At 71.8% G+C, this 24,527-nt stretch carries 30 protein-coding genes and 1 pseudogene; 11 read left to right on the top strand and 20 right to left on the bottom strand.

Features of this window, described 5'->3' with window-relative positions; translation table 11 throughout:
- Nucleotides 1–48: 48 nt before the first annotated feature.
- The 20 genes from ACMATS_RS24865 to ACMATS_RS24770 all read right to left on the bottom strand — a co-directional run bounded on the left by ACMATS_RS24865 (nt 49) and on the right by ACMATS_RS24770 (nt 14,989).
- Nucleotides 49–1,107: an MSCRAMM family protein gene (locus ACMATS_RS24865; protein ID WP_414169109.1), complete on the bottom strand. Its 1,059-nt coding sequence runs from the start codon at nt 1,105–1,107 to the stop codon at nt 49–51.
- 38 nt (nt 1,108–1,145) lie between these two features.
- On the bottom strand, nt 1,146–1,940 hold the full coding sequence (locus tag ACMATS_RS24860) for a DUF317 domain-containing protein (protein WP_414169108.1): 795 nt from the start codon (nt 1,938–1,940) through the stop codon (nt 1,146–1,148).
- Nucleotides 1,941–2,036: 96 nt separating this feature from the next.
- The gene (locus ACMATS_RS24855; RefSeq protein WP_414170788.1) at nt 2,037–2,519 is read right to left on the bottom strand and encodes a hypothetical protein; all 483 of its coding nucleotides are present in this window, start codon (nt 2,517–2,519) and stop codon (nt 2,037–2,039) included.
- Nucleotides 2,520–2,543: 24 nt separating this feature from the next.
- The gene (locus ACMATS_RS24850) at nt 2,544–3,419 is read right to left on the bottom strand and encodes a DUF317 domain-containing protein (RefSeq protein ID WP_414169107.1); all 876 of its coding nucleotides are present in this window, start codon (nt 3,417–3,419) and stop codon (nt 2,544–2,546) included.
- Nucleotides 3,416–4,087 carry an HAD family hydrolase gene (locus tag ACMATS_RS24845; RefSeq protein ID WP_414169106.1) on the bottom strand — a complete coding sequence of 224 codons (672 nt, stop codon included), beginning with the start codon at nt 4,085–4,087 and terminating at the stop codon, nt 3,416–3,418. The genes ACMATS_RS24850 and ACMATS_RS24845 overlap by 4 nt, the downstream gene beginning before the upstream one ends.
- Nucleotides 4,084–5,151, bottom strand: coding sequence for an MFS transporter (locus tag ACMATS_RS24840; protein WP_414170787.1), 1,068 nt, complete (start codon nt 5,149–5,151; stop codon nt 4,084–4,086). The genes ACMATS_RS24845 and ACMATS_RS24840 overlap by 4 nt, the downstream gene beginning before the upstream one ends.
- A gap of 71 nt (nt 5,152–5,222) precedes the next feature.
- Entirely contained in the window at nt 5,223–6,443 is a 1,221-nt protein-coding gene (locus tag ACMATS_RS24835) for an ATP-grasp domain-containing protein (RefSeq protein ID WP_227723860.1), read from the bottom strand.
- 96 nt (nt 6,444–6,539) lie between these two features.
- Nucleotides 6,540–6,860: a hypothetical protein gene (locus ACMATS_RS24830; RefSeq protein ID WP_227723690.1), complete on the bottom strand. Its 321-nt coding sequence runs from the start codon at nt 6,858–6,860 to the stop codon at nt 6,540–6,542.
- A 32-nt stretch (nt 6,861–6,892) separates the two neighbouring features.
- Nucleotides 6,893–8,131: an MFS transporter gene (locus ACMATS_RS24825; RefSeq protein WP_414169105.1), complete on the bottom strand. Its 1,239-nt coding sequence runs from the start codon at nt 8,129–8,131 to the stop codon at nt 6,893–6,895.
- The gene (locus tag ACMATS_RS24820; protein ID WP_414169104.1) at nt 8,128–8,613 is read right to left on the bottom strand and encodes a hypothetical protein; all 486 of its coding nucleotides are present in this window, start codon (nt 8,611–8,613) and stop codon (nt 8,128–8,130) included. The genes ACMATS_RS24825 and ACMATS_RS24820 overlap by 4 nt, the downstream gene beginning before the upstream one ends.
- Nucleotides 8,610–9,461, bottom strand: a complete 852-nt coding sequence (locus ACMATS_RS24815; protein WP_227723692.1) for a winged helix-turn-helix transcriptional regulator — start codon at nt 9,459–9,461, stop codon at nt 8,610–8,612. The genes ACMATS_RS24820 and ACMATS_RS24815 overlap by 4 nt, the downstream gene beginning before the upstream one ends.
- Before the next feature lie 40 nt (nt 9,462–9,501).
- The gene (locus ACMATS_RS24810) at nt 9,502–9,924 is read right to left on the bottom strand and encodes a hypothetical protein (protein WP_414169103.1); all 423 of its coding nucleotides are present in this window, start codon (nt 9,922–9,924) and stop codon (nt 9,502–9,504) included.
- A 13-nt stretch (nt 9,925–9,937) separates the two neighbouring features.
- Nucleotides 9,938–10,387, bottom strand: coding sequence for a hypothetical protein (locus ACMATS_RS24805; protein WP_414169102.1), 450 nt, complete (start codon nt 10,385–10,387; stop codon nt 9,938–9,940).
- A complete protein-coding gene (locus tag ACMATS_RS24800; RefSeq protein WP_265106342.1) occupies nt 10,384–10,845 on the bottom strand; it encodes a hypothetical protein in 462 nt (153 codons plus the stop codon). Before ACMATS_RS24800 ends, ACMATS_RS24805 begins: the two co-directional genes overlap by 4 nt.
- Nucleotides 10,846–10,965: 120 nt before the next feature.
- Nucleotides 10,966–11,316 carry an SH3 domain-containing protein gene (locus tag ACMATS_RS24795; RefSeq protein WP_227723696.1) on the bottom strand — a complete coding sequence of 117 codons (351 nt, stop codon included), beginning with the start codon at nt 11,314–11,316 and terminating at the stop codon, nt 10,966–10,968.
- A 150-nt stretch (nt 11,317–11,466) separates the two neighbouring features.
- Nucleotides 11,467–12,213, bottom strand: a complete 747-nt coding sequence (locus ACMATS_RS24790; RefSeq protein ID WP_414169101.1) for a hypothetical protein — start codon at nt 12,211–12,213, stop codon at nt 11,467–11,469.
- A 29-nt stretch (nt 12,214–12,242) separates the two neighbouring features.
- The gene (locus ACMATS_RS24785) at nt 12,243–12,944 is read right to left on the bottom strand and encodes a hypothetical protein (protein WP_414169100.1); all 702 of its coding nucleotides are present in this window, start codon (nt 12,942–12,944) and stop codon (nt 12,243–12,245) included.
- Nucleotides 12,945–12,963: 19 nt separating this feature from the next.
- Entirely contained in the window at nt 12,964–13,443 is a 480-nt protein-coding gene (locus ACMATS_RS24780) for a hypothetical protein (protein ID WP_414169099.1), read from the bottom strand.
- Nucleotides 13,440–13,997, bottom strand: coding sequence for a DUF4913 domain-containing protein (locus tag ACMATS_RS24775; RefSeq protein WP_414170786.1), 558 nt, complete (start codon nt 13,995–13,997; stop codon nt 13,440–13,442). Before ACMATS_RS24775 ends, ACMATS_RS24780 begins: the two co-directional genes overlap by 4 nt.
- A 236-nt stretch (nt 13,998–14,233) precedes the next feature.
- On the bottom strand, nt 14,234–14,989 hold the full coding sequence (locus ACMATS_RS24770) for a DNA-methyltransferase (protein WP_414169098.1): 756 nt from the start codon (nt 14,987–14,989) through the stop codon (nt 14,234–14,236).
- A gap of 518 nt (nt 14,990–15,507) precedes the next feature.
- Here ACMATS_RS24770 and ACMATS_RS24765 point away from each other — a divergent pair.
- The 11 genes and pseudogenes from ACMATS_RS24765 (at nt 15,508) to ACMATS_RS24715 (ending at nt 24,516) form a co-directional block, all read left to right on the top strand.
- Nucleotides 15,508–16,647, top strand: coding sequence for a C40 family peptidase (locus tag ACMATS_RS24765; RefSeq protein ID WP_227723701.1), 1,140 nt, complete (start codon nt 15,508–15,510; stop codon nt 16,645–16,647).
- Nucleotides 16,648–16,785: 138 nt separating this feature from the next.
- Entirely contained in the window at nt 16,786–17,094 is a 309-nt protein-coding gene (locus tag ACMATS_RS24760) for a DUF6112 family protein (protein WP_265106281.1), read from the top strand.
- Nucleotides 17,095–17,787, top strand: a complete 693-nt coding sequence (locus ACMATS_RS24755) for a hypothetical protein (RefSeq protein ID WP_227723702.1) — start codon at nt 17,095–17,097, stop codon at nt 17,785–17,787.
- Nucleotides 17,788–17,820: 33 nt separating this feature from the next.
- Nucleotides 17,821–19,191 (top strand): SCO6881 family protein, encoded by a 1,371-nt coding sequence (locus ACMATS_RS24750; protein ID WP_414169097.1) that lies wholly within the window; start codon nt 17,821–17,823, stop codon nt 19,189–19,191.
- Nucleotides 19,192–19,289: 98 nt separating this feature from the next.
- Nucleotides 19,290–20,762 (top strand): SCO6880 family protein, encoded by a 1,473-nt coding sequence (locus ACMATS_RS24745; protein WP_414169096.1) that lies wholly within the window; start codon nt 19,290–19,292, stop codon nt 20,760–20,762.
- Nucleotides 20,763–20,785: 23 nt separating this feature from the next.
- On the top strand, nt 20,786–21,079 hold the full coding sequence (locus ACMATS_RS24740; RefSeq protein ID WP_414169095.1) for a hypothetical protein: 294 nt from the start codon (nt 20,786–20,788) through the stop codon (nt 21,077–21,079).
- 30 nt (nt 21,080–21,109) lie between these two features.
- A complete protein-coding gene (locus ACMATS_RS24735; protein ID WP_414169094.1) occupies nt 21,110–21,583 on the top strand; it encodes a DUF6238 family protein in 474 nt (157 codons plus the stop codon).
- 31 nt (nt 21,584–21,614) lie between these two features.
- On the top strand, nt 21,615–23,129 hold the full coding sequence (locus ACMATS_RS24730; protein WP_414169093.1) for an ATP-binding protein: 1,515 nt from the start codon (nt 21,615–21,617) through the stop codon (nt 23,127–23,129).
- Nucleotides 23,126–23,365, top strand: a pseudogene (locus ACMATS_RS24725) (ParB N-terminal domain-containing protein); the annotation flags it as partial. The gene ACMATS_RS24730 and the pseudogene ACMATS_RS24725, both read left to right, overlap by 4 nt.
- 63 nt (nt 23,366–23,428) lie before the next feature.
- Entirely contained in the window at nt 23,429–24,016 is a 588-nt protein-coding gene (locus tag ACMATS_RS24720) for a hypothetical protein (protein WP_227723708.1), read from the top strand.
- Nucleotides 24,013–24,516, top strand: a complete 504-nt coding sequence (locus ACMATS_RS24715) for a hypothetical protein (protein ID WP_414169092.1) — start codon at nt 24,013–24,015, stop codon at nt 24,514–24,516. The genes ACMATS_RS24720 and ACMATS_RS24715 overlap by 4 nt, the downstream gene beginning before the upstream one ends.
- Nucleotides 24,517–24,527 lie beyond the last annotated feature (11 nt).

Genomic DNA, 24,527 nt, shown 5'->3' with positions numbered 1-24,527 from the left:
GGAAGGACTTGGGTTCCCGGGGGCCTGCTGGGCGAAGGTGGTCGTGGGTTAGCGGGTCTCGCCGCCTGCGTCCTGCTCGGACTCGGACGCCGCACGCCGGCGTGCGGCGAGGACGGCGCCGGCGCCGCCGACGACGAGGAGGGCGGCGCCGCCGAGGAGCCACGGCGTGGCGTCGGCTCCGGTGTGGGCGAGGGAGCCGACCGGGGCCTTCGGCGTCGCGTCGTCTGCCGCGCTAGCCGCCGCGGCGGTCGAGGAGTGGGCCTCCGGCGTGGCGGAGTCGCTCGGGGCGGGAGTGGGCCCGCCGAGAGTTCCGTGGTGGCTCGAGGTGTCCGCGGGCGTGGACGGGGCGCCGGTGGGCTTGTCGGTCGGCTTGTCGGTCGGGTCGGGTGCCGGGGTGGTGGAGGTCTTGGTGTTGGTGACGGTCACGGTGACCGGGGCCCCGGGCGCGGCGGTGAAGGTCTTCGACGCCTTGTACAGGTCGTAGCCCTCGGGCGCGGTGATCTCCTTGACCCAGAATTCTTGCTTGCCACTGGAAACGGGCAGTTCGCCGGAGGCCGTGCCGTTCTTCCCGGTGGTGAGGGTGAGCAGGGTCGTCTCGCCCGTGCCGATGGTCATGGTGGCGCCGGTCAGCAGCTTGCCGGTCTTGTCATCCTTGGCCGTGAGCTGGACCTGGGCGGCCTTGAAGGGGTCGGTGATCGTCACCGGGGCGGTGGCGCCGGGGGTGACGATGACGTCCTGGTCGGCGACGACGTCGTGGAGCGGGCTGCCGGAGGCGGTCTCCTTCAGCCGGTACACGCCAGGAGCGAGGTTGGGGAAGGTCAGCTTCCCCTGGGCGTCGGTCTTCCCGCGTCCGGCCTCCTGGCCGGTGGCATCCAGCAGGAGGAACGAGGCGCCCTGAAGGCCGTCGCCGGCCGGGTCCTTCGCGGTGACCGCGACACTGCCCGCATCGGGTGCGGGAGCCGTGGCGGCGGCGGTGGACGCGGTCGAGGCGGAGGGCGCCGGTGTGACCGGCTGGGCGGTTGCGGCCGGCGCCCAGGCGAGGGTGCCGGTCACCGCGGCGGCGATGGCGGCACAGCGGACGGCGCGGCGGACGATACGGGCGTGCACGAGAAAGGGGGCTCCTTGATCGGTGGGGAGGCAGCGGGTCAGCGGGTTCGGCCCGGGGCCGGGCCCGCGGCAGGGGGTACGGCGGCCGGCGAGGAGGGGGATGGCTGTCTGGCTGTTGTTGCCGTGGCGAGGTAGAGGTTGCGGCGGGTGTGGAAGGGGATGTCGCCGACGGAGCGGCGGACCGGCTCGGTGGAGATCAGCGAGGCGGTGAAGGCCGCGACCAGCGTGGTCGGCGCGCCGAAGGAGAACTGGGCGCGCCAGGAGGGCTCGCTGGGCGAGCCGCCCCACGCCGACCAAATGGGCGTGTCGATGCCGGTTGTGGCGTAGCGGTGCCGCACGCCACCGAGGCCGTCCGGGGCGTGGAAGAGTTGCGTGCCATCGGTCTTGACCTGATGGCTCCAGCCGCGGGCTAGCAGCGGGGTGTATGCCTCCTGCGGCGGCGTGTCGTCCTCGAACAGCCGGTCGCGGTCGCTGTGGCGGTCTTCGAGGTAGAGGTCGAGCAGTTCGGTGTGGACGTCGTGCAGCAGTTCGATCGGGGTGGTGGCGTCGAAGGTGATCTGCCAGGTCGGCGCAGCGAACGGGACGCGGTTCGCGGCGATGGTCCACTTCCCCTTGCCACGGCTGTCGGGTTCGGGGACCAGGCCGGTCCACAGCCGCAGGCAGGGGCTGGTGGCCAGCGCCGGTCCCTTCGCGGGCTGGGTCAGTGACCAGTCCTCCTCGAAAGGGAAGGGCCAGGCCGTGCGGAGGTCAGTGGGGCCGGGGCCTGCCAGGTGGCGGGGCAGGACCTTCACTTCCCCGTCGGGATCAAGGTTGTTGAACGGGTCGGACGACACAAGGCTCCTGTCTGTCACGAACGGCGCGGGAGAGGGGGCAACGGAGGCGGAGGAGCCCACGCGGGGCGCTGGGGTCGGGGTGGAGGTGCGGCGATGTCAGCGGGCGCGGCTCCCGGCGCGGGACGCTGGCTGGAAGGGTGCCTTGCCGGCGGTGCGGCCCGTCGCACGGTTCGGTGCGCAGGGCGTCCATGCGCCGGGGAACCAGATGGTGGTGTAATGCTCGATCGCGTCGCGCAGTCCGCGGGTGTGGGCGCCTTCCCACGGCACCCAGTCGGGGCGGTCCCGGAACTCCTTAAACTTGCCGTACCCCGTATCTCGTGGCGTGCGGCCTCGCGTGGCGTCGCGGTGGTCGAATGTGTGGTGGTCTTCGAACCGCAGGACGACGGCGTCGAGTTGGCCTCGGTCCTGGTGGAGGGTGGCGAGCCGCAGGCCGTCGTACTCGCCCGTGCGGATGGTCGGGCTGAAGTCGATCCGCAGCCGCAGGGGGCCGGGGGTGGGGGCGGCGTAGTAGGTGGTGCCGACGACGGTGGCGTCGGTGAAGGGCAGGCCCAGTTCGGCGAAGAACTCGCGGGCGTACATCGACACGCGAACTTCTCCGGAAGGTCAGCGTCGCGGGCCGGGCACGGCCGGGCGGCTGGTGGTGCTCCAGCGCGGGACGCTGGCGGTGGCAGGGAGGGCGGCCGGGCGTCGGGAGACGGCACGCTGGACATCCAACGGCGTCGGGGCCGGCGGGCGCGGCGCGGCGATCGGAGTGAGCTGGGCCATGCCCTTGACGTAGCTGAACGTCGCCTCCCGCCACCGTGGCAGCGGTGCCGGATCGGAAACGCACTCGGTGACGGCGGTGAGCAGCGCTACGGGGGTGTTGGTGCTGGCGGTGGCGTACCAGGCGGGGCGGTCGATGCTGGTGCCCGCCCACAGCTGCCAGCGGGCGTCGCGGGTGGTCAGCTCGGCTTCCGGATCGAGGCGTCGGGTGGTGGTGTACTCCAGCCCGGCGTGGCCGTCAGGTGACTGGATGGCCAAGACACCCCAGCGGGGGTGGTCGATCTGCCAGCCGCGGTTGATAAGGGGGGCGACGGCCAGGAACGGGTCGCGGTCCGCGCTGCGCGGGTCCGGAGCCGCGAGGTAGGCGTCCGGGCCCTGCTGGTACGCCTCGGCGAGGGCGGTGGTGAACGCGGTCACGAACTCGGTGGGACAGGAGTCGTTGAAGCACACGCCCCACGTCGGCGCAGCAAATGGATCTTCGTAGGCGTTGATGCGCCACAGACCGTCGTCCTCGCCTTCGGGCAGGTAGCCGAGGCGGACCCTGCGGTCGGGGGCGTTCAGGTAGGCGTTGCCGAGGTCGTCGTGGTCCAGACTCCAGCCGAGGTCACGGAGCGGAGCGAGGGCGGGATCGCCGATCCCGGTGGTGCCAGCGAGGTAGCGCGGGGAGACGTAGACGTCCCCGTCGATGGCGGGGGAAAGGTCATCGTGGGCTGTCACGCGGCTCCTGAAGAGGTCGGGCATGGAAGGTGGCGGGGTCGGCCGGCGGGCAGCAGCGCTGCTTCGAGGTCGGCCACCCGGCCGGTGTAGTGCAGCGTGCGCAGTCCCAGGCGGCGGGCGGCGTGGCAGTTGTCCGCCCGGTCATCGACGAACAGCACGCGCTGAGGGACTGCGACGCCGGTGGCGGCCAGGGCGTGCCGGTAGGCGGCCGGGTCGGGTTTGCACACCCCCAGCCGGGCCGAGTACAGGGCCTGGGCCATCAGGCGGCGCCAGTCGTGGGTGTCGAGGACGTCGCTGAGGTGGGCGGGTGCGTTGGACAGCAACACCATCGGCACGCCTGCCCGGTGGGCGTAGCGCAGGACATCGACGACGTTTTCGTCGGTGGTGGTCCACATGTCGGTGTCGGCGGCGCGCAGTTCGCGCAGCATCCGCGGGCCGGGATGGTGGCCGAGGACACGGGCCCAGTACGCCGGGTCGCTCAACTGGCCGGCGTCGTAGGGCTCTCGGGCGCTCCAGAAGGCGGTCTGGAAGGCGGTGAGGTCCTCCTTTGGCCAGGCCGCGATGCCAGCGAGGTGACGCCACTGGCCGATCGTGGGCTGCACGCCGATGACGCCGTTGTAGTCGAGGATCACGGCGTCGAGGCCGGGGTGCGCGGTGTTCAGGTTCAAGGGGTGGGGTGCTCCAGGGCTCGGTGGGAGAGGGCGGCGACTGCGGCTGCGAGCCCGGCGGGCAGCAGCAGCGCAGTGGGCAGGGTGGTGAGGCTGGCCATGGCGCCGATGAGGGCGGGCCCGGCGAGCAGGCCGAGGTAGCCGATGACGGCGACCGTGGCCACGGCCCTGGGCCCTCCGAGGCCGGCGGCGGTGATCAGGCAGGGGACGGTGATGGACAGGCCAAGTCCCAGGGCTGCCCAGCCGGCCAGCGCCAGCGGCACCGTGGCGGCCAGGACGCCGGCGGTGAGGCCAGCCGCCGCCAGGAGCGCGCCGGCACGAACGATGGTGGGAGCGCTGAAGGCTTGGGTGAGGCGGTCGCCGGCCAGGCGTCCGGCGGCCATGGCCGCGCTGTAGAGGGCGAACGCGGCAGCGCTCACGGCCGCAGACGCGCCCAGGCTGTGCAGGTGGACCGCGGCCCAGTCGGCTGCCGCCCCCTCCCCCAGCAGGCTCGCCGCGGCCAGCGCACCCAGCAGCAACAACGTCCTTGCCGACAGCGCCGGTTGGGTCGCGGCCTGCGCCGGGGGCTGGTCGGTTCCGCTCAGGGAGCGGGTGACCGGTGTTACGGCGAGGGCAAGGCCAGCGAGGGACAAGCCGGTTGCGAGGAACAGGGTGCGGTGCGGGGTGTGGGCGGTGGCGGCGGCCAGGGCGGCACCGCCGAGCGCACCGATCGAGTAGGCGGCGTGCAGGGAGGACATGATCGGTCGGCCGGCGGCGTTCTGGCAGCGCACTGCCGCCGCGTTGGCGGCCACGTCCGCCACCCCGTGGGCGGCCCCGAAGGCCCATGCCGCCACCAGCAGCGAGGGCAGGGTGCGGCACTGGCCCAGCAGGGCCAGACACGCGGACAGGGCGACGGTGCCGGTGGTCAGCAGGGAGGGAAGCCGGTCGGGCCGAGCCAGCCGGCCTCCTACCTGGAGTCCGAGGACCATGCCGAGGGCGGCGGTCAGCAGCACCATGGCCAGGTCTGGGGTGCTCAGGCGGGCGGTCTGCTGGACGGCCGGCATCCGGGCGCCCCACACGGCCATCACCACACCGAGACCGGCGAAGTACCCGGTCAGCAGGCAACGGCTGGTCCATATGGCCGCAGGTGTCTCCCTCACGCGGCCAGGCCCGGGCCCGTAGCGGCGGCGGTGGGAGTGAGCTGCATGGTGAGGGCACGGGCGGCCTGCTCGGCGCGGGCGCGTGCCAGATCGCCGGTGGGTGCGGTGGTGATCAGGTAGCCGATCCGGGCGGTGAACATGTCCCCGCCGTCCGCGGGCAGGAGGAGCTGGTCGCCGGGGTGGTGCTGGAAATGGATGCGCTCCAGCCACGGCGGGCGGGCACCGTCGAAGTGCAGTTCGGTGAGGGTGCCGGAGGTCTCGGGGTAGAGCAGGTGGATCGCGGCGGCCGAGGACCTTCTCGGGGTCAGGTCGGGGGCGCGGTCGCAGGCGATGTCGGCGGCGGCGCGCGGCAGGTCGATGCCGGTGGCGAGGCGGACGAGGTGGCCGATCATGTCTCCGGCGAGGCGGCCGTTGACCTCCACCAGGTGGGGCCGGCCATCGACCAGGCGCATTTCGACGTGGCTGATGCCGTCGGTGATCCCCAGCGCGCGGATCGCCGCCACGGCGGCGGGGGCGACGACCTCCAGGAGCGGGTCGGTGGCGTCGACCGAGTGCGCCAGTTCCTCGAAGAACGGCGGGGCGCTGACCGTCTTGCGGGTGAGGGCGATGACGGTGGTGTGGCCCCGGTGGGTGACGCATTCGATGGAGACCTCCGGCCCGTCGAGGTACTCCTCGACCAGCACGCTTCGGTTCTCCAGCCCCCGTCCGGCCGCCAGGGCGGCGAACTCGTACGCCGCGGCGAGCTGCTCGGTGCCATCGACGCGGATCACGCCGATGCTGGCCGCATGGCTTGCCGGCTTGAACACCACCGGGTAGCCGATCTGTTCGGCCGCCGCCTTGGCCTCCTGGAGGGTGCGCACGCCCACCGAGGCGGCCGAGGGAACCCCGTGGCGGGCGAACAGGGTCCTGGCGGTGGCCTTGTTGCGGCACGCCTGCATCACCTCCGGGGCGGTGGTGGGCAGGCCGAGCCGGCGGGCGAGGCGTGCGACCGGGACGAGGTACCACTCGGTCCAGGTGAACACCCCGGCCAGGTCGTAGCGGTCGGCCAGGGTGCGGCCCGCAGCAAACAGGGCTGCCTGGTCGGTCGGGTCGGGCACGACCACGCAGTCCCGGATGTACGGGACCTCCCACGACGGCTCCTCGCCGGTGATCAGGACGATGTCGTAGGCGGCGGCAACGCTTTCGAGGCAATAGCCGCGATACGCCTCGGCTTCCATGTCGGCCGCGGCAACGACCAAGACGACAGAACGGTCGGACAAGAAGGTGCTCCTCAAGAAAAGGTCGGTGATGGACAAGGAGTTGGCGAGAGGGATTCACGGGCTGCGACGGCGGCGGAGTTCGATCGCGCAGGACCACTCGGGGTGCTCGGCGAGCAGCCGTCTCGCATACAGGGCGGTGTAGTTGTTGTTCAGGCCCTTCACTGCGTGCGGGTGGCGCCAGCGCAGGGCCTCGAACAGGGCCTTCATCCCGATCCGCTTCGCTCCTGCCGCAAGGCGCTGGACGACGAGCCACTCCAGCTCGCGGTAGACCCACGGGTGTTGGGTGTCGAAGGCGTGGAACTGCTCGCTGATCGTGGGCCGCTCCCGGTATGGGAGGGCGAGGCCGGGCAGTTTGTCCTGCGTGATGGTGGACATGAGCGGAAGGGCTCCTCTCGAAACCGGGGAGGTCAGGCGCGGGCGGCGGGCAGGGTGCGCAGCCGGGCGAAGGCGGCGGTGAGGCCGAGGGCCTGCAGGAGGGCGGCGGCGGTGACGGTGTGCCCGAGCTGGGCGGGCGGCACGGCGGCGACGAGCAGGCCGGCGGCGGGGAAGGGCAGCAGGAGCAGCAGGATCGTCACCGCCAGGGTGCTGCCGAACACCTCGGGCGGGATCAGGTGGGATCGCAGGGTGCGCAGGACGACCGTCAATCCCCCTTCGCCGGCCATCAGCACCGCTACCAGCAGCAGATAGGCGCGGTAGCTGTGGGCTTGGGAGAGGGCGAGGGTTGCAGCGGCGGCCACGGCGGCGGATGCCGCGCCGATGGGCCACAGGCCCCAGCGGTCGATCGCACGCCGTGCGGCGATGACGGCGAGCAGGGAGACCACAGCTGCGGCGGACCAGATCAGTCCGGCGTCCGCGCTGGAGCGCCCCAGCTTGGTGACCACGATCACCGGCATGGCTGCCTGGAGCAGGGCCACGGCCGTGTTGGAGACGACCAGGCCGCCGACCAGCCAGGCAAGGGCAGGCAGCGAGCGCAGCGTCGCCCAGCCCGTCCGCAGCCCGCTCGCCGAATCCTCCCCGGGCACCTCGCCGCGCGGGACCGCCCCCTCGCGGGGGCTGAGCGCGGCAGCCAGGAGGGAGAAGGCGGCGAGCGTGGTGAGCATCGCGGCCGGTCCGCCGGCCTGCAGCAGCAGGCCGGATATCAGGGGCCCGGCGAGCATCGCACTCTGGTCGATGCCCAGCAGGACGGACTGCACCCGGTGCGCCCCAACTCCGGCCGTCCGGCTCGCCCGGCCGCCGGCGGTCTCGGCCGCGGCGTAACTGAACTCGGTGGCGAAGCCGGACAGCGCGGCGAGCGCCATCACCGTGGCCGTCGCCGCCGTCGACGCCGTGCCGACTACCGTCAAGACGAGCGCTGCGGTAAGGACGACCAGGGCGCGGACCGCGCACGCGGTACGGAAGACCCGCCCGGTTCCGTGGCGGTCAACGACCGTGCCGGCCACCGTGAACGCGGCGAGCCTGGGCACCCACTCCAGCGTGAACGCCAGCCCCGTCAGGGTCGCCGACCCGGTAGTGGCCAGCACCAGCAGGGGGATGCCGTAGGTGGTCATCGCGAACGCGGCACCATCAGCCATGCGGGGCAGGTAGACGCCGCGCAGCAGGGTCCGGGAGGGGCGGCGTGCGTGCCGGGGGTCGGTGCGCGCCCTCACGCGGCAAGCTCGTGCTCGGCGGGCTGGGCGGCCTGCGCGTGGGCGTGCAGCCACTGGCCCAGCAGGACTCGCGGCCCGGCAAGGTCCGCAAGCGCCTGGGCACTGGGCAGGTGGCCGACCGACGGTATGTCGGCCAGGAGGGCGAGGGTGTGCTGGATGCGGCCGGGGAAGTCCGCGACCGGTGCCGGGTAGGCGTGGCGCCTGGCCCAGCGGGCGATCGCGTCGTAGACATCGGCCAGCTCTGCGCCGGATGCGGTCAGGTCCAGCCCGGCGCCGGGCCGTGCCCGGACAAGGCCGAGGGCGCCTGCGGCGTCGGTGGCCTGCCGAAGGTGGTGCTCAGTGAGATCGGCGAGCGTACGGGTCAGTCCGCGTGGCGGGATGGGCCCGTTGTCGTCGATCTCGGTGATCAGGCGGATCAGGCCCGGCGAGGACAACTGGATGCAGAGCTGCCGGACCTCGGCCGGGGACAGGGAGGTGTTCATCGGCGCGGACCTCCCGCCAGGAGGGCCGCCGCCGGGCGCGACGCGGTGGTGTGGGAGAACAACTCGCGGTGCTGCCACGCCGTCGGCGCGGGCGGGCCGGTCCTGACCGGGGCGGGCGCGGCCGGCGGGGCGGGTAGCCGCGCCGGGTGGCTGACCCAGGCGCGCGGAGCCGGCGCGCTAGCGGCTGCTCCCCAGACCGGGTGCCGGGCAGCGTGAGTGAGGGGCTCTCCGGCCGACCACGCGGACAAGGCCCCGAAGACGGTCCCCAGGCCCTCCCCGGCCGCGGACAGGCGGTAGGGCTGACCGGTGCCGTCGGTGTCGACCAGGCCGTCGGCGACGAGCTGCCGCAGCGGGGGGTAGATGTTGGTCCAGTCGCTGCCGGGCATGATGATCCTCGCCAGGGAACGGCCGCTGGTCTCCCCGCGGGACTTGAGCACCCACAAGATCGCGGCGGCGTGCCGCCGGGTCAGCAGCGTCAGGCTGTCCTCGATCTGCTCGATGGCGGGCAGCGGCGTCTCCGGCTGCTCCAGGTGCTCCTCGGCCCAGGTGGCGATCAGCGGCAGGACCGGCAGCAGCGCTGCTGCGCGGTCGGTGTGGCCGTAGGTGACGTGCCGCGCGGTGTGCTCGGTGCGCTCAACCAGACCGGCATCGCACAACGTCCGCAGCTTCGGGTGCAGCTGGCCGTTCTGCAGCCAGGACACCTTGCCCGCGAGCTCGCTGTAGCGCAGCGGACGGCCCGCCAGCGCCAGCAGGATCCGCACGTTCCAGCGCGGAGTGATCATGGCGAGTGCCTCGGTGACCCGGGCGATGTCGGCGCCGGTGTCGGGGGGCAGAGCGGTGATGGCCAAGGGAGGAACTCCTGAGTGAAGGAAGGGGGTTGCCCGAAGGTCAGCGAGTGGGCGCAGCGCTCGTGGCCCGGACGGGAGGAGTGGGCACGGCCGCTGCGGCGGCTGGGGCGGGGGCGGGGGACGGCTCGGGCCCCTCGACGCGTCCAAGGCTGCGCAGAACGGCGGAGACGGTCTTGGCCTGGACGTCGCGAATGGCGACGGCTTCGGCGAGCCGCCGGGCGCATTCAAGGACGTGGGACACCTCGTGCACGCCGATCTGCCGTTCGGGGTGGACGAGTTGGGCTAGGCGCTCGCGGTGGAAGGTGATGCTCTGCTCGGCGAAGGCGAGGTCGTGGTGGCCGGCGAGGAGGGCGGCGAGCATGCCGGGCGGCTGGCCTTGGGCGTGGGCTTCGAGGACGGCGAGCGGAGCGCCGTACAGGTCCTCAATCCGTCCGGCTATCTCGGTGGAGATAAGGCGGGGCAATCGGCTGGGGCTTTCACGGTCGGCGGGCCCGTACCGCCCCGGCACGCTGCGGTGCCGGGGCGGCGAGGGCAGGGGGCAAGGCGGTGGTGACGGTCTGCTGCGCCGTCCGGAAGGGCCGCGGCTGCGGGAGGGGAGGCGGCATGGTGCGCAGCAGGTCATCGAGCGCGGCCCGGTAGCCGTCGCGGGCATCGAGCGCCGCGTCCAACCACTGCGCGTCCATCCGCAGCTCGTCGGCGGACAGCTCGTCCATGTCGCGGTCGGCCGCCATCGCCTCGTGCACGCGGTCCCGGACCCGGGCCACCTGCTCCTCGGCCAAAGCGAGGAACGAGCGCAACTCCATCGCACGACTCACGGCAGCCGAGGCATCCGGACCGGCCGCCCTCTCATACAGCTCGGCCACCGGAGCGTCGAAGACCTCCTCCAGCCGGCCGTCCACGGTGCTGGACTTGTGGCGGACGCTCACCGCAGGACTCCTCGTCCCGCTGTCGCTGCCTGCGCCGGTGCTGTCGCAGGCCGGACCGGCGCGCTGGTTTGTACCGCCGGACCCGTGCGAGCACCGCGGCTGAAGCGGGCGAGCCGTTCCGCGGCAAGCCCCTGCTTCCCGGGAGCGGCAGGGTCGAGGAGCCAGCGCACGACCATGGCTCGCCCATCCCGCGCGCTGACAGCCGCGTTGACGCGGTGGGCGAGGTCCATCGTCGGGTCGTCGACCTCGCTGGGCTGGGTCTGAAGCGCCGTGAGCAGATCGTCTTCGGCACGTTCGAGCGCCGCCTGGGATGCGACGAGAAGGCCATGCCACTTCACGACGCCGGTGGCCTCGGGGTTGGCACCCGGTGCCACAGCAACCGCAGCCTTCAACTCGGCCATACTCATGGCGAACCGCGCCTCGATCTGCTCGGTGAGGACGCCCACGACATCCTCCATGCCGTCGGACACAGGGAACTCCTCTCCGCCAGGCACCACGGCCCGGTAGTTTTGGGAAGGGACTTAGACAGGCGAGCGGTCAACTCGCCCGCCATGACCGCGCGTTGCTGGTTCTGGCTGTCAGTCGTCGAGGCACATGTAGACGGTGCGGTAGACGTAGGTGCCGGACACCCAGCCCGTCACCCCGGTGGACGTGTCCGTGATGTAGTGCCAGCCACCGCTGGACTTGTGGACGATGAATTTCTGGCCCCGGTAGAGCACCCCGACGGCAGTGGACTTGGCGGACGCCTTGGAGCGGATGGTCACCGCCTTGGTGCCGATGACCCACGGGCCGAGCCGGTCGCACGGCCGGGAGGCCGAAACCCGGCTCGCAGCAGACGCCGGAGCGGCCGTGGCCGTAGTCGCCGCGACCATCGGCAGCGCGAGCGCGCCGAGCATCGCAACGGATATCGCAATTCGGGTAGAGCGCATGCGGAAGAAACCTCCATAGGAGAAAGGGGAAGTGCGTGGAGAGACGGCCGGGGTTGTTGTCCCGGCGGCCGTATAAGAATCCGGAGAAACGTGCTTTTGGCCAACCGCCGATCGTCGGCTATATTCCGCCGCCCCTATCGGATTTGACGCTCAGCGCGACCGGCCCGGCGGACGCGAAATGGCACTCTTCGGCACGACAGCAGGGCGGGTGGATGACGCGGCAGGCCGCACCGGCGGCAAGGGGCCGGCCTCGCCGCTGAGCCGATCGTCACACCACCCGAGAGCTTCTCCGACCGTGGCGAAGCCCCCCTCGCGCAGGGTGTAGGTCCACGCCTCGGTGTCCAACTCCTCGACCACCACGCGGAACGGGGAGGGAGCGCGCTCGTCGAGGGCACGCAGAGCGACGAGAATCACCATGTCGTCCGGGTCGTCGCGGGTGTAGCTGTACCCGAGCGCGTAGTGGTCACCGTCCCCGGCCAGACGCCGCTCCAGTGCCCGGGTCACCTCGTCCGCCGGAGCCGGGCCCATCCCCGCCGCGATCCCAATGGCGTCGCCCGGGCGGCCGCGGTGGATGAGCCAGGACTGCGCCATCGCCGGCAGCGGAAGCACAGCGTGCTCGAAACGGAACGTCCGCGCCTGCATGTCCCGGTGAATGTGCAAGGCGGCATACTGCGCCACCCCGGGGTGGTCCCAGGTGGCCGTGGGGTCGTGCAGGACGTAGAAGCTGTGGGCGCCGTCCGCAGTGTGGTGCTCGGCCAGCGGGACGAGCTCGTGCTCGATCACTTCGACCTTGTGGAAGAACGCGTCGGCGGTCGTCTCGTCGGCGGTGAAGCCGTCGAGGCGGACGTCGAGTTCAGGCATGCGCCCGGGCGCGTGGGCCGGGTCGGTAGGGGACATGGAGCCTTTCGTCAGGGAGCCGGCGCAGGTCAGCGCCGGTGTGCGGGGGTGGACGGCCATGCGCCCGGCCGGGCCGCCGCCTTCGCCGCTTCGGTTGTCTTGGGGCGGCGGGCGGCGACCAGGGCGGCGCGGCCGGTGTCGGTGAGGGCGACCGGCTGGCCGGCGTAGACGGGATGGCCGGTGTCCCGGCAGAGGAGGCCCGCAGCTTCGAGCCGCTGGACAGCGGTGTACGGGATGCGGGTGCCGGAGGCGGTGGCTACCGACATCCGCCCCGTCAGCAGATGCTGGTAGAGCTTGGCGCCGCCGGCGATGGCGAGCAGTACCGCCTGGTCGGCAGCCGATATCGGTGCTGCGCGCCCCACGGGTGCGGTGCGGGCGGCGGCCTCGATCGGCTCCAGGGCGGCGAGCACCCGTCGCGCGGCGGCATCGCGCTGATCGGCAGCCTGCTGCAGTTGGCCCACCGTGCGGTCGATCCGGGCGAACAGCGCCGCGTCGACGGGGAACTCGCCGCTGGCCAGGCGGTTGAGAAGGGTGCGGTAGAAGGTGACGCCGGTTTCGGCCTGGACCAGCTCGCGGTGCCGATCGACCAGGCGGGTGTGCACCGCGTCGAGGACGCCGCGGTCCCGGTAGGTCCAAAGGGTGTCGACGTCCTGGCCGGTTGCGGCCTGGATGCGGTCATCGAGCGGGGACACCGCACGCCGGACGGGTGCCGGCGTGGGGTCAGGGGGCATAGGCGCGTGCTCCTTGAAGTCAGCGGGCCTGGTAGTGGGAGGAGGTCTGTGCCGGGCGGGGCAGGCCCGGCATGGCGGAGGGCAGCGGGATCGGCCTGGGCACCGCGGTGCGGGTCGTCAGCTGCGGGGAGCGGGCGCGGGCTGCGTGGGTGCGGGCGCTGAGCGGGCGGCGGGTCATCCCCAGCCGTCGGCCGACGGTGTCGTAGACGTCGTTGCCGGCGCGGGGCCTGACCGCAAGGACGTGGATCTCCTGGCGGTGCGCGGACGTCTCGGGGGCCGTGCGCACGCCGTAGACGACGCGCCACTCCTTGCGGGAGTCCACGAACAGCTTGCGGTAGCCCTCCAGATCCCCTGTCAGCCGGAGCCCGAACCGCTGGGCGTTGACCACTTCCTGCAGGTAGGCAAGGGTCAGGTCGCGGATGTCGCTGGGCGCCTGGAGCAGGTCGGTCAGCGCGCGGGGGTCGAAGCTGAGGCCGAAGGCCGGCTGCCCGGTGCTCATGACGCCGGCTCGCCTGGCTTACCAGGACCGGGCGCCTCCGACTCGGCGGTGTTCGCCTTCTCGGTGCGGGCCGAGGGCGGCGGGCCGGGCAGGAGCCGGTGCGCGGGGCGGTCCGGTGAGGTCATGCAGGCCGACAGCGGCCCGCCGGGCGCGCGGATCGCTGCGACGGCGTGGGTGAGGAAGTCCCGGTGCCACACGAACAGCCCGCTCAAACCGGATTCGGCGTCCTTGTGCTGCTGGTAGGCCAGCCACAGGGCGTGGAGCCAGGCCACGACGTCGTCGTGCTCCTGCCACTGCAGACACCACGGCGCAGCCGTGGTGACCTCCGCGCCGTAGACCGGCAGGAGGAAATCATCGACCCAGTCGGACAGCGCGTCGAGTTCGTCCTCGTACTCCTCGCCCTCCAGCTCCAGGATCGGACGCGGCTCCGGCACAGCCGCCGGGGGCGGGCCGCCGAGCCCGGGCATGCCGAACGCGGCGAACGGCGAGGGGCCGGGGCTCGGCGCGGAGGCGAGGTGGTCGAGCTGGCGGGCCTGCTGCGCCGACTGCTCCATCAGCCGCCGCACGCTCGCCTCGATTCCCTCAAGGTGAGGGTCCGGCACACGAACCGGCTCCAGCTCCCCTTCGGCCGGCGGTTCTACGGATTCAGGCAAATCTGCCTCCAAAGAGGGCTGGGGGAAGGGCGTGAAGCGGGCCGACCTGGCGGCGGCGGGATTTCACCCGGCGCACGGGGGTGCAGCGCGCAGGGACGCGGTCACCGAGTACCCGTCGGGGAGGGGCGGTTGGTGTGTCAGGCCACAAGGCTCATGTCGTCCTGGGTGAGGGTTTCGCGGACGGTCTTCGTGAGCCGGTCGGCAGCGATCGAGGCGTAGTGCTTGGTCTTCTCCACGCCGATGAAGTCCCGCCCTTCAAGCAGGGCGGCGACGCCGGTGGAGCCGGAACCGGCGCAGAAGTCGAGCACCGTGCCGCCGGGCGGTGCGATCTTGACCAGCTCGCGCATCACCTCAACGGGCTTCTGGGTGATGTGCTGGCGCTGGGCGCCCGAGGGCTGCGAGGCGGAGTACAGGCCGGGCAGGTAGACGGGGTTGGCCGAGCCGTCGATCGCGCCCTTCGACGCCCAGACGATGAACTCGCAGTTCTGGGTGAAGCGGCCCTTCTGGGGCCGGGCCTGGGGCTTGTGCCAGGCCAGCACGCCCCGCCACAGCCAGCCGGCCGCCTGGATCGCATCCGTCGTAACGGGCAGCTGACGCCAGTCGGTGAACAGCAGGGCGGTGCCCCCGGTGCGGGTGAGCCGGTGGGCTTCGGTCATGATCTGGGTGAGCCAGAACCCGTAAGAGCGCTGGTCCATGTTCTCGCCGGTGAAGTCCGGCAGGGTGTGCTTGGCGTCGGCGGAGGTGTACTTCTGCTTCGCCGAGCGGCTGGTGCGCTCCTTCGCGGTCCGGCCCCCGCTGTTGTAGGGCGGGTCGGTGATCACGGAATCGACGCAGTCGTCCGGCAGACCGGCAAGGACGCTGAGGGCATCGCCCTGGTGCAGGGAAAAAGGCAAAGAGGAACCCCGATTCGGGTGGGAACAGGCGGAGATGAATAACCCGTCGCGCAACGGAGAACCCGGGGGCCGAAAAAGATGGGCGTGGAGAAGCCCAGGGCCACACACCGGGGAGGGCGAGGGGAGTCCCAAAACTGTAGAGGCGAATCGGCCGCCGACCAAGAAGTGCAGGGTTGAGGGGTCGAATTCCGACCCCTCACGCCGACTTTTTGGTCGACCGCCAATCTGGGCCTACTGTTTTTGAACCGCCCGGCGCACACACCGCCGCAGGCCCACCCTCACCCCTTTGCCCAGCGGAGGTTCCCCCTTGCCCCGGCACACCTGACCCATCGGTCCGCCACGCGAGCGGCAACTCGCCTGGCGCCGGCCGCCCCGATCGCCCACCCCGGCCGCCGCGCCCCCTTTCCACCACGCCATGCGCACGCGGCGCGCCGGACCTTGCACCCGAAGGACCCGTTCATGACCTCTCGCCACCCGCCCATGCCCGAAAACGCTGACCTGCGGCCGGGCTGCCACGGTTGAAGGCGCTCGCCGCCGGCATCGGCGTCGTCATCCTCTCCCCCTTCCTCCTCGCCGGCACCGCCGCCATGGCCGCGGCAGCAAGCGACGCCGGCCAGAGCGCCTCATGCGGCTCCACCGGCACGTCCATTGACACCGCCGCCGTCGCCAAACAGGTGACGGCCATCCTCGGCGGCAAGAGCTCCGCGAAGGACGTCCACGTCGAGGGGCTGGAGCTGCCTAACGAGCAGATCCCCAACGCCAAGACCATCGTCGCCACCGGCATCTCGCTCGGCGTGCCCGCCCAGGGTCAGGTCATCGCGCTTGCCACCGCCACGCAGGAATCCCGCCTGCGGAACTTGAACTACGGCGACTTGGACTCGCTCGGCCTGTTCCAGCAGCGCCCCAGCCAGGGCTGGGGCACACCCGAGCAGATCCGCGACCCCGTCTACGCCTCAACCAGGTTCTACAAGGCACTGCTTGAGGTGCACGGCTGGCAGCAGATGACGGTCACCCAGGCCGCCCAGGCCGTCCAGGCATCCGGTCTCCCCGATGCGTACGCGCAGTGGGAGCCGCTCGCCCGCGCCCTGCAGGAAGCCATCGTCAAAACCCTGCCGGGCGGCGGCAAAACCACCCAGCAGAACACGTCCAAGACCACGACCGGCACCACGCAGACTGCCTCCACCGGCTGTACCCCGGGCCAGGACGGCTCCCAGTGGGGCACCATCCCGGAGGGCTCCGTACCGAAGGGCTACACCATCCCCAAGGACGCCCCGCCGAAGGTCCGCACCGCCATCGACTGGGCCATGCACCAGCTCGGGACGATGTACCAGTGGGGCGGTGACTGCACCAACCCGCACGGCCCCGACCCGATGGGCCGCTGCGACTGCAGCTCCCTGATGCAGCAGGCATACGCCCACGCCGGCGTCCAGCTCAGCCGGACCACGTACACGCAGGTCAACGAAGGCAAGGCCGTCTCGACGTCGGAACTGAAGCCCGGCGATTTGTTGTTCGCGCGGGGGACCGCGGCCGTGCCCGAACACGTTGGCATGTACATCGGTGCGGGGCTCGTCATCGAGGCGCCGCGTACCACCAAGCCTGTCCGGATCACTCCAATCGGCGACTGGGACGTCCTGGCCGCCCGCCGCATCGTCTCCTGACCCGCCGCGCGTCCCGCCCGGCCACCCGAGCCGGGCGGGACCGGCCTCTCGCGCTTAGCGCGCCCTCTTCCGCTCTTCTCCCCGCCCTTCGCCAGGCCGGAAACCGGCCCTTGGCATGCAAGGAGTTCCACCATAGCCATGTCTTTCGCAGACCGCGCTGTCTCTCTCGCTTTCGACCCAGGCGTCAGCCCCAAGGAGGGCGGCCTGCCGGGCCTGTCCGTCCTGAAGGACGTCGTCAGCAGCATCAACCTCTTCGGCATCGTGGCCGTGGTCGGCGCCCTGGCCGTTTCCTTGGGTGTGTGGGCCTGGGGCCACCACACCGGCGGCCACCAGGCCGAAGCCAACGGCAAGAAGGGCGCCGTCGTCGCCGCCGGCGCCGCCCTGGGCCTGGGCGCCGCCAACGGCATCGTCGCCTTCTTCTCCGCCCTGGGGTCGCAGGTCCACTAAATGCCGAACCGATTCAGCTCCCCACTTTCGGGCTACGGCGCCACCTGGTCGGCCAAGCGCCGCATCCTGATCATCGCCGTGGTCATCACCGCGCTGCTCGCCGTCGCCGGCATCGCCGCATGGTTCACCGGCCACGACGGACACCGCCACGACGCCAGCACCACGCCGTCCGTGACGGACAGCACCACCCCCACCGCCGACCCCACGGCGGCCCCGGCATCGTCGGGCACCGGGTCGGTGCCCAAGCCTCCGCGGATCAGTGACCCCCTCGCCTACGCCAAGGCCGCAGCGGTGATGCTGTGGTCCTACGACACCCGCGACACCAGCCGCGACCAGGAACTGGCCGGCATGAGCGCGTGGATGACCACCGAGGCCAAGTACGCCGACTGGTCCTCGGTCACCGGGCAGGTGCCGGACCCGGTGTTGTGGTCGCGGATGGGCGACAACGCCCAGCACGCCAGTGCCAAGGTCACCGACGCGCACTACCCGTCCGCGTTCAAGCAGGCCCTGGCCGATGACCCCTCGGCGATCACCGAGGCGTACATCTACTACGTCACCGCCACCGGCACACAGCAGATCGCCTGGAAGAAGGGCGGCAGCGGCGCCGAAGACCGCGCCGTGACCCTCGCCGTGCAGTGCCGGCCCTCCCATGACTGCTCCCTGGTCGCCATCGCCCCCAGCGTCGCGCCCTGACCCCCGCCCTGACCTAGAAAGGGAGACCTCCCCTTGGGGTTCTGCAACCTCCCCCTCGCGGACAAGCTGTGCGCCGTCGGCGACGCGGTGAGCTTCGCCTCCGACCCCGGCAAGGCGATCGGCAACTGGATGGCCAAGAGCGCCGGTGAACTCGCCGCCGCAGCAGCCGACCTGGCCGCCAAGGCCGTCAACACCACCACCCGCGTGGATCTGAACGCCGCCTGGTTCCGCGACAACTACGAACTGCTGCTGCCGATCGGCCTGATCATCCTGGTCGGCACCTTCTGCGCCCAGCTCATCAGAGCCGCCGTGAGGCGCGACGGACAAGCCCTCACCCAGGCATTCACCGGCACCATGTCCGGCGTCCTGTTCGCCTTCTGCGCCATCGCCGGCACCACCGTCGCGATCGAAGTGGTCGACGCGCTCTCCGACGGGCTGTTCTCCTCCGCGCACCTGTCCATCGAATCCGCTGTGCGCCGCATCGTGCTGGTCAGTCAGATCGGCGCTCTGTCCGGACTGGGCTGGCTGGTCGCGGTCTTCGCCGGACTGGGCGCCGCAGTGGGTGCGTTCTTGTACTGGTGCGTGATGATGGTCCGCAAGGTCGGCATCCTCGTCCTGGTCACCCTCGCCGTGTTCGCCGGCGCCGGTGGCGGGTGGGAGGTCGCCCGCCGGTGGCGCAGGGGCTGGATCGAGGCCACCGCCACCCTCGTGGTCAGCAAGCTGCTGATGACGATCATCTTCGTGCTCGGCATTACCGCCATGGGCAAGACCGACTCCAAGGACGGCCTGGCCGCCCTCGCGGACGTCATGTCCGGCATCGTGATCATGGTCCTGATCCTGTTGTGCCCGTACGCGACGTTCAAGTTCGTGCACTGGGCGTCCGAGGGCACCAACGGCGAGGACATCCACCGCGCCGGCGGAGCCGGTGCCCAGATGGCGCGCCAGCACGCCGAACGTGCCGGACGCAAGGCCGCCGCGGCGGCTGCCACCGCCGGAACCGGCGGCGCGGCAGCCGGAGCAGCCGCCGCACCGCAGGGCCCCGACGCCGTACCCGGCGGCTTCCCCGGCGACATCTCCCCCACCAGCAAGGGCCCCGACCAGGACAGCAGCAGCAAGTCCGGCAGCTCGGGCGGTTCCTCGGGAGGCGAGGGGGTCAAGAACGGTCTGGAGAAGGCCGTCCAGCCCCCGCCGATGCGACCCAGCGATGACACCAGCGGCCAGTTCGGCGGCACCCCCGGCTCCGGCGGCCCGGGATCACCGTCCGGCCAGGGCGGCGGATTCATGTCGGCTCCGCCGACCGGCGTGGGCACGCCCCCGCCGCAAGGCGCACCGCCGGCCCCCGCCCAGGGCCAAGCGACGGGCGGGCCCGCCGCCCCACCGCCTCCGCCGCCCGCCGGCATCTGACCCTTCGTCCCGCCCGATGAGGCCAGGGGCGGGACGCACCACCACCCGGTGCGTCCCGCCCCGGCCACGGCCCGCGCACCCCTCCCGGAACAGCAGCCATGTCTGATCTCACCGTCACCCCCCTCACGGTCAAATTCCCCCACCGATCCCGGCGCGGCATCCTCCTCGGCCTGTCCCTGCCGCAACTCACCCTCGTCTCCAGCGCGTTGGCTTTGTTGCTGGTCACGGTGATGAGCACCGGCCTGGTCGGCGCCATCGCTCTGACCCCGCTGTGGGCGGCGGTCGCCGCCCTGGTCGCCATCCGCCGCCACGGCCGCTCCCTGATCGACTGGGCCCCGATCGTCGCCCGCTACGCCCACCGCCGGCGCACCGGCCAGAGACTGTGGCTGGCCCGGCCGGTCTCCCGCCCCCGCCAGGACGGCCTGCTGCACCTGCCCGGCACCACCGCCTCCCTGCGCGTGGTCACCCCCGGCGACTCCTCCGGCGGGGCCGCAGCCGTGCACGACCCGCACCGCCAGACCCTGACCGCCGTCGCCCGCGTCTCCTCCCGCGCCTTCGCCCTGCTGGACCCCGCCACCCAGAACCACAACGTCCAGTCCTGGGGCCGCGCCCTGGCCGGCATCGCCCGCACCGGCCATGTGGCCACCGTGCAGGTCCTGGAGCGCACCGTCCCCGACTCCGGCGACACCCTCGCCCGGCACTGGAGCCAGCAGGGCCGCCCCGAAACCCCCGTGGCCGGGCAGGTCTACTCCGAACTCGTCGCCTCCGCGGGCCCGGCCGCCGCCCCGCACGAGGCGTACCTGGCGATCTCCCTGGATATGAAGGCCGCCAAGCGGCTCATCAGCCAGGCCGGCGGCGGACTGCCCGGGGCGTTCACGGTGATGGAACAGACCACCGCCTCGGTCGCGCAGGCCGCCCGCAGCGCCGGGCTGATGGTCACCGGCTGGCTCACCGCGCGGGAGATCGCCGCGGTCGTGCGCACCGCCTACGACCCGAAGGCGCTGTCCAGCCTGCAGCAGTGGTCGGAATCCGGCCGGGCCGAGGCCGACCCGGCCGCCGCCGGCCCGGTGGTCCAGGTCGAAGAATTCGACCGGGTCATCACCGACTCCGCCCGGCACGCCACGTACTGGATCGAGGACTGGCCCCGCACCGAAACCTCGCCCGGCTTCCTGCACGGGCTGATGTTCACCGCCGGCGTCCGCCGCAGCCTGTCCCTTATCTACGTCCCCCAGGGGCTCGAGTCGGCGCTGCGTGATGTGCAGCGCAAGAAGGCGGCCATCATCGCCGACGCCAACGAGCGCGCCCGCCGCGGCCAGGTCGACAGCGAGGCCGACTCCATCGAGTACGCCGACGTCAAGGTCCGCGAACGCCAGCTGATCGCCGGCCACGCCGACGTCGCCCTGACCGGCCTGCTCACCGTCTCCGCCGAGACCGACGCCCTGCTCGATGCGGCCTGCGCCCAGATCGAGACCGCCGCCGTCACCGCCCAAGTCGACTTGCGGCGCCTCAACTTCCAGCAGCCCGACGCCCTGACCATGGCCGCCCTGCCGCTCGCCCGCACCGCCCTGTAGAACGCCCTCGTCTGGAAGCCCCCATGCCACCGACCGACCCCGCTCACCTGGCCACCCGGCTCCAAGAACTGCTCGGCGACGCGCAGGACCTCATCGCCCAGCACAAGGCAGTTCTTGACCAGTACCGCGACGCCGACGGCAACGTGATCGAGAGCAGGTACACCGCATACGACGACGCGCGGATCACAGCCGCCATCGAGGCCAGTGACCATCTCGACACCCGCCTTATCGGCCCGCCCCCGCCCCGCACTCCTGCGGCCCCCGCCGGCGGACCTCCGTCCGCCGCGGCCACCGTCCCGCGCCCCCGCCGTCGCTGATCCGCCGCTCCGCAGCAGCAAGGACCCTTCTTGTTCTCACCCCGCCCCGCCGACACCGAGTCCTACCCCTACCTGCGGGCCGCCACCGCCGGCATCCGCCACCACACCCGCACCCTGGCCACCGCGGACACTCCAGCACCGGCCCCGGCCGACCGCCTCCACCTGGATGTGCTGCACGCGCATCTCACCGCGCTGCACCAGCTGCTCGACCGCCTCGCCGAGGCCACCCGGCCACCGCATCCGGCCGCAGGCCGACACCTCGCCACGGCACACGCACGGCTGTGGCAGGCCACCGCCGCCGCGCACGATGCCTTCCACACGCTGCCCCCCACACCCCACAGCACAGCGGACACCGAGTGCCGGCCCGAGCGGCTACCGGAAGGACCGCCGGTTTTGACCATCTGCCAGCGCCACCTCGCTGCCGGCCACACCATCCGCCGCAAGACCACCCCCACCGACCTCAACACCCCGCTGACCGGCCACACCACCAGCTGCGCCCGGTGAGCGGGCACCGCCGCCGAAACGAGCCTTTCCGATGAACCACCGGCCCGCCCGCCGCGCCCGACGCGCCTCGGCCTCCCCCCTGTTCACCCCCCACGGCACCGACCGCGCCGCCCGCAAGGCCGCCCGCCGCCAGCTCGCCGAAGCCGAAGCCAAAGCCCGCGCCCAGGCCGCCGCCCACCCGGCCGGCCAGGAACCCGCCGAGCAGGAAACCCCCGCCCCGGCCTACCCCCTTGCCGGACGCCCCGGGCCGGCCTCCGCCCGCGGCAACAAGCTCAAACTGCCCGCCCACCGCATGACCACCGCCACCGCATCCGGCGCCTATCCCTTCCTCGCCGAAGGCGGCCTCGGCGCCGAAGGCATCTACATCGGCCGCGACGTCCACGCCGAAGCGTCCTTCTGTTTCGACCCCTTCGCCCTCTACGGCAAGATCGAGGGCTTCACCAACCCCAACGTCCTGCTCGCCGGCGTCATCGGCCAGGGCAAGTCCGCGCTCGCCAAGTCCTTCGCCCTGCGGTCGGTCGCCTTCGGATACCGGGTGTACGTCCCCTGCGACCCGAAGGGCGAATGGACCCCGGTGGCGACCGCGCTCGGCGGCACCTCCATCGCGCTGGGCCCCGGCCTGCCCGGCAAGCTCAACCCCCTGGACGCGGCCCCCCGTCCCCACAGCATCTCCGAGACGGACTGGGCCGGCGAGATCCGCAAGCGCCGCCTGCTGCTGCTCGGCTCCCTGGCCCGTACCGTGCTCGGACGGGACCTGATGCCGATGGAGCACACCGCGCTCGACGTCGCCCTCGACGCCGTCGTCACCCACGCCGCCGCCACCGGCCGCACCCCGCTGCTCGGCGACATCGCCGCCACCCTCAACAACCCCGACCAGCTCGATACCGCCGGCGGCGTGATGTCCGGCCGCCTCGGCGAAGCCGCCCGCGACCTCGCCCACGCTATGCGCCGCCTCGTCCACGGCGACCTGGCGGGGATGTTCGACGCGCCCAGCACGGTGCGTTTCGACCCCAACTCGCCGATGCTGACCATCGACCTCTCCCGCCTGGGCGGCTCCGGCGACGACACCGCCCTCGTCCTCGCCATGACCTGTGCCTCCGCCTGGATGGAATCGGCCCTGACCGACCCGCGCGGAGGCAGACGGTGGATCGTCTACGACGAAGCCTGGCGCCTGATGCGCCACCCCGGCCTGCTCCAGCGCATGCAGTCCCAGTGGAAGCTCTCCCGTGGCCTGGGCATCGCGAACTTGATGGTCATCCACCGCCTGTCCGACCTGCTCACCGCCGGCGACGCCGGATCACGCGGACGAGCCCTGGCCGAGGGCCTGCTCGCCGACTGCTCCACCCGCATCATCTACCGACAGGAAACCGACCAACTCCACGCCGCCGCCGCCCTCTTGGGCCTGACCACGGTGGAGACCGACGCCATCGCCCACCTCAACCGAGGCCGCGGGCTATGGAAGGTCGCCGGACGATCATTCATCGTTCAACATCTCTTGCATCCGCATGAGCTGGCGCTGTTCGACACCGACGCCCGCATGCACTGAAACGTTTCCCCCGGCCATCCCCGCGACCGGATCGGCCACCTCACCCCTTCCCCTTTTGCATCCAGGAGGATGCCATCGAATCCCACCCGACCTCTTCGCTCCTGCCCCTGCTCGATGAGGACGACCTTGCCGCCCTCGCCCACGACATCGAGGCCAACGGGCTGCTGCAGCCCATCGTTCTCGACGCCCGAGGACGCATCCTCGACGGACGCGGCCGACTGGCCGCCTGCGAGCGCCTCGGCATCGAACCGGATTTCACCACCTACGAGGGTGACGCCCCGGACATCTACGTCCTGTCCGTGAACCTCCGCCGCCGCAGCCTGACCAAGGGCCAGGCTGCCATGATCACCGTCAAGGCATGTTCCCTCAGGGAACAAGACGGCCGTTCCCCGAAGGAACAGACCGCGCGTTCCCTAAAGGAACAACTCGGAGTCGCCCTGGCCGTGATGGGGCGCGCGAGCACCGTCCTGCAGCACGCACCCGACCTTGTGGATCCGGTGATCAGCGGCGCCATGGGACTCAACGAGGCATACACGGTCGCCCAGGAGAACAAGGCCAAGGCCAACTCCGCCGAGGTGCAGCTCGCCCGGCTGCGGGAGGAGGACCCCGAGCTGGCCGACCGGGTCGTCGAGGGCCACCTGACACTGGCCGGCGCATGGGCAGAGCGCACCGAGCGTGTCGAGGAAGACAAGCGGCAGCGCCGGGTGGCCACCCATCTGCTGGACGAGATCGTCCCGCCGCTCGCCCAGACCCGCGGAACGAGAACGTTCAGCCGGTACGACCCCGCGTTCGCCAGCGGCACCCCCATCACCCGCGAAACCATCGCGCACGCCATGACGGCGCTGGCCGAGATGGACCAGGTCTGGCAGGAGCGTGACCTGCCGTGACGACCCCCGTCGACATCCGCCTGCGGCACATCGTCGAGCAGAGCGCCGTTGCGCTCACCGACACCGACGGCCGGTTCCGCAAGAACGACCTCATCGAGGCGGTGCACGAACGGCTCGCGCGTGGGGAGCTCGACCCGCACCTCATGGCCGCCGCCCTGAAGAAGCTCGCCCAAAGCTCCGTCACCGGGTGGGCCGAGGAACGCAACCCACGCCAGTGGCAACACACCGGCCGCTTCTTCCACCCCCGGTCCGTCATGAAGCTGGGCAACGGAATCTGGGTGTGGATGGGCCGCTCCACCGACTCCGACATGGTCCAGTGGAGCCGGCTGTCGAGGAAGAACCGGGCACGCGTCGACCGGGCCGACGACAAGATCCAGGACTACTCGGACGAAGTCCTCGACGCCTTCCGCGCCCATAAGCACATCACCTGTCTCGAAGACCTGGAGCGTGCGGTCTTCGGCTGGAGCGAAGACCAGGCGGATCAGGCCGGCCTCTTCTGACCGAGACCACC

Source organism: Streptoverticillium reticulum (assembly GCF_047456005.1).
GTDB lineage: Bacteria > Actinomycetota > Actinomycetes > Streptomycetales > Streptomycetaceae > Streptomyces > Streptomyces reticulum.
Note: the sequence above shows the minus strand (reverse complement) of the source record. Positions and strands in the feature narration are given on the sequence as shown.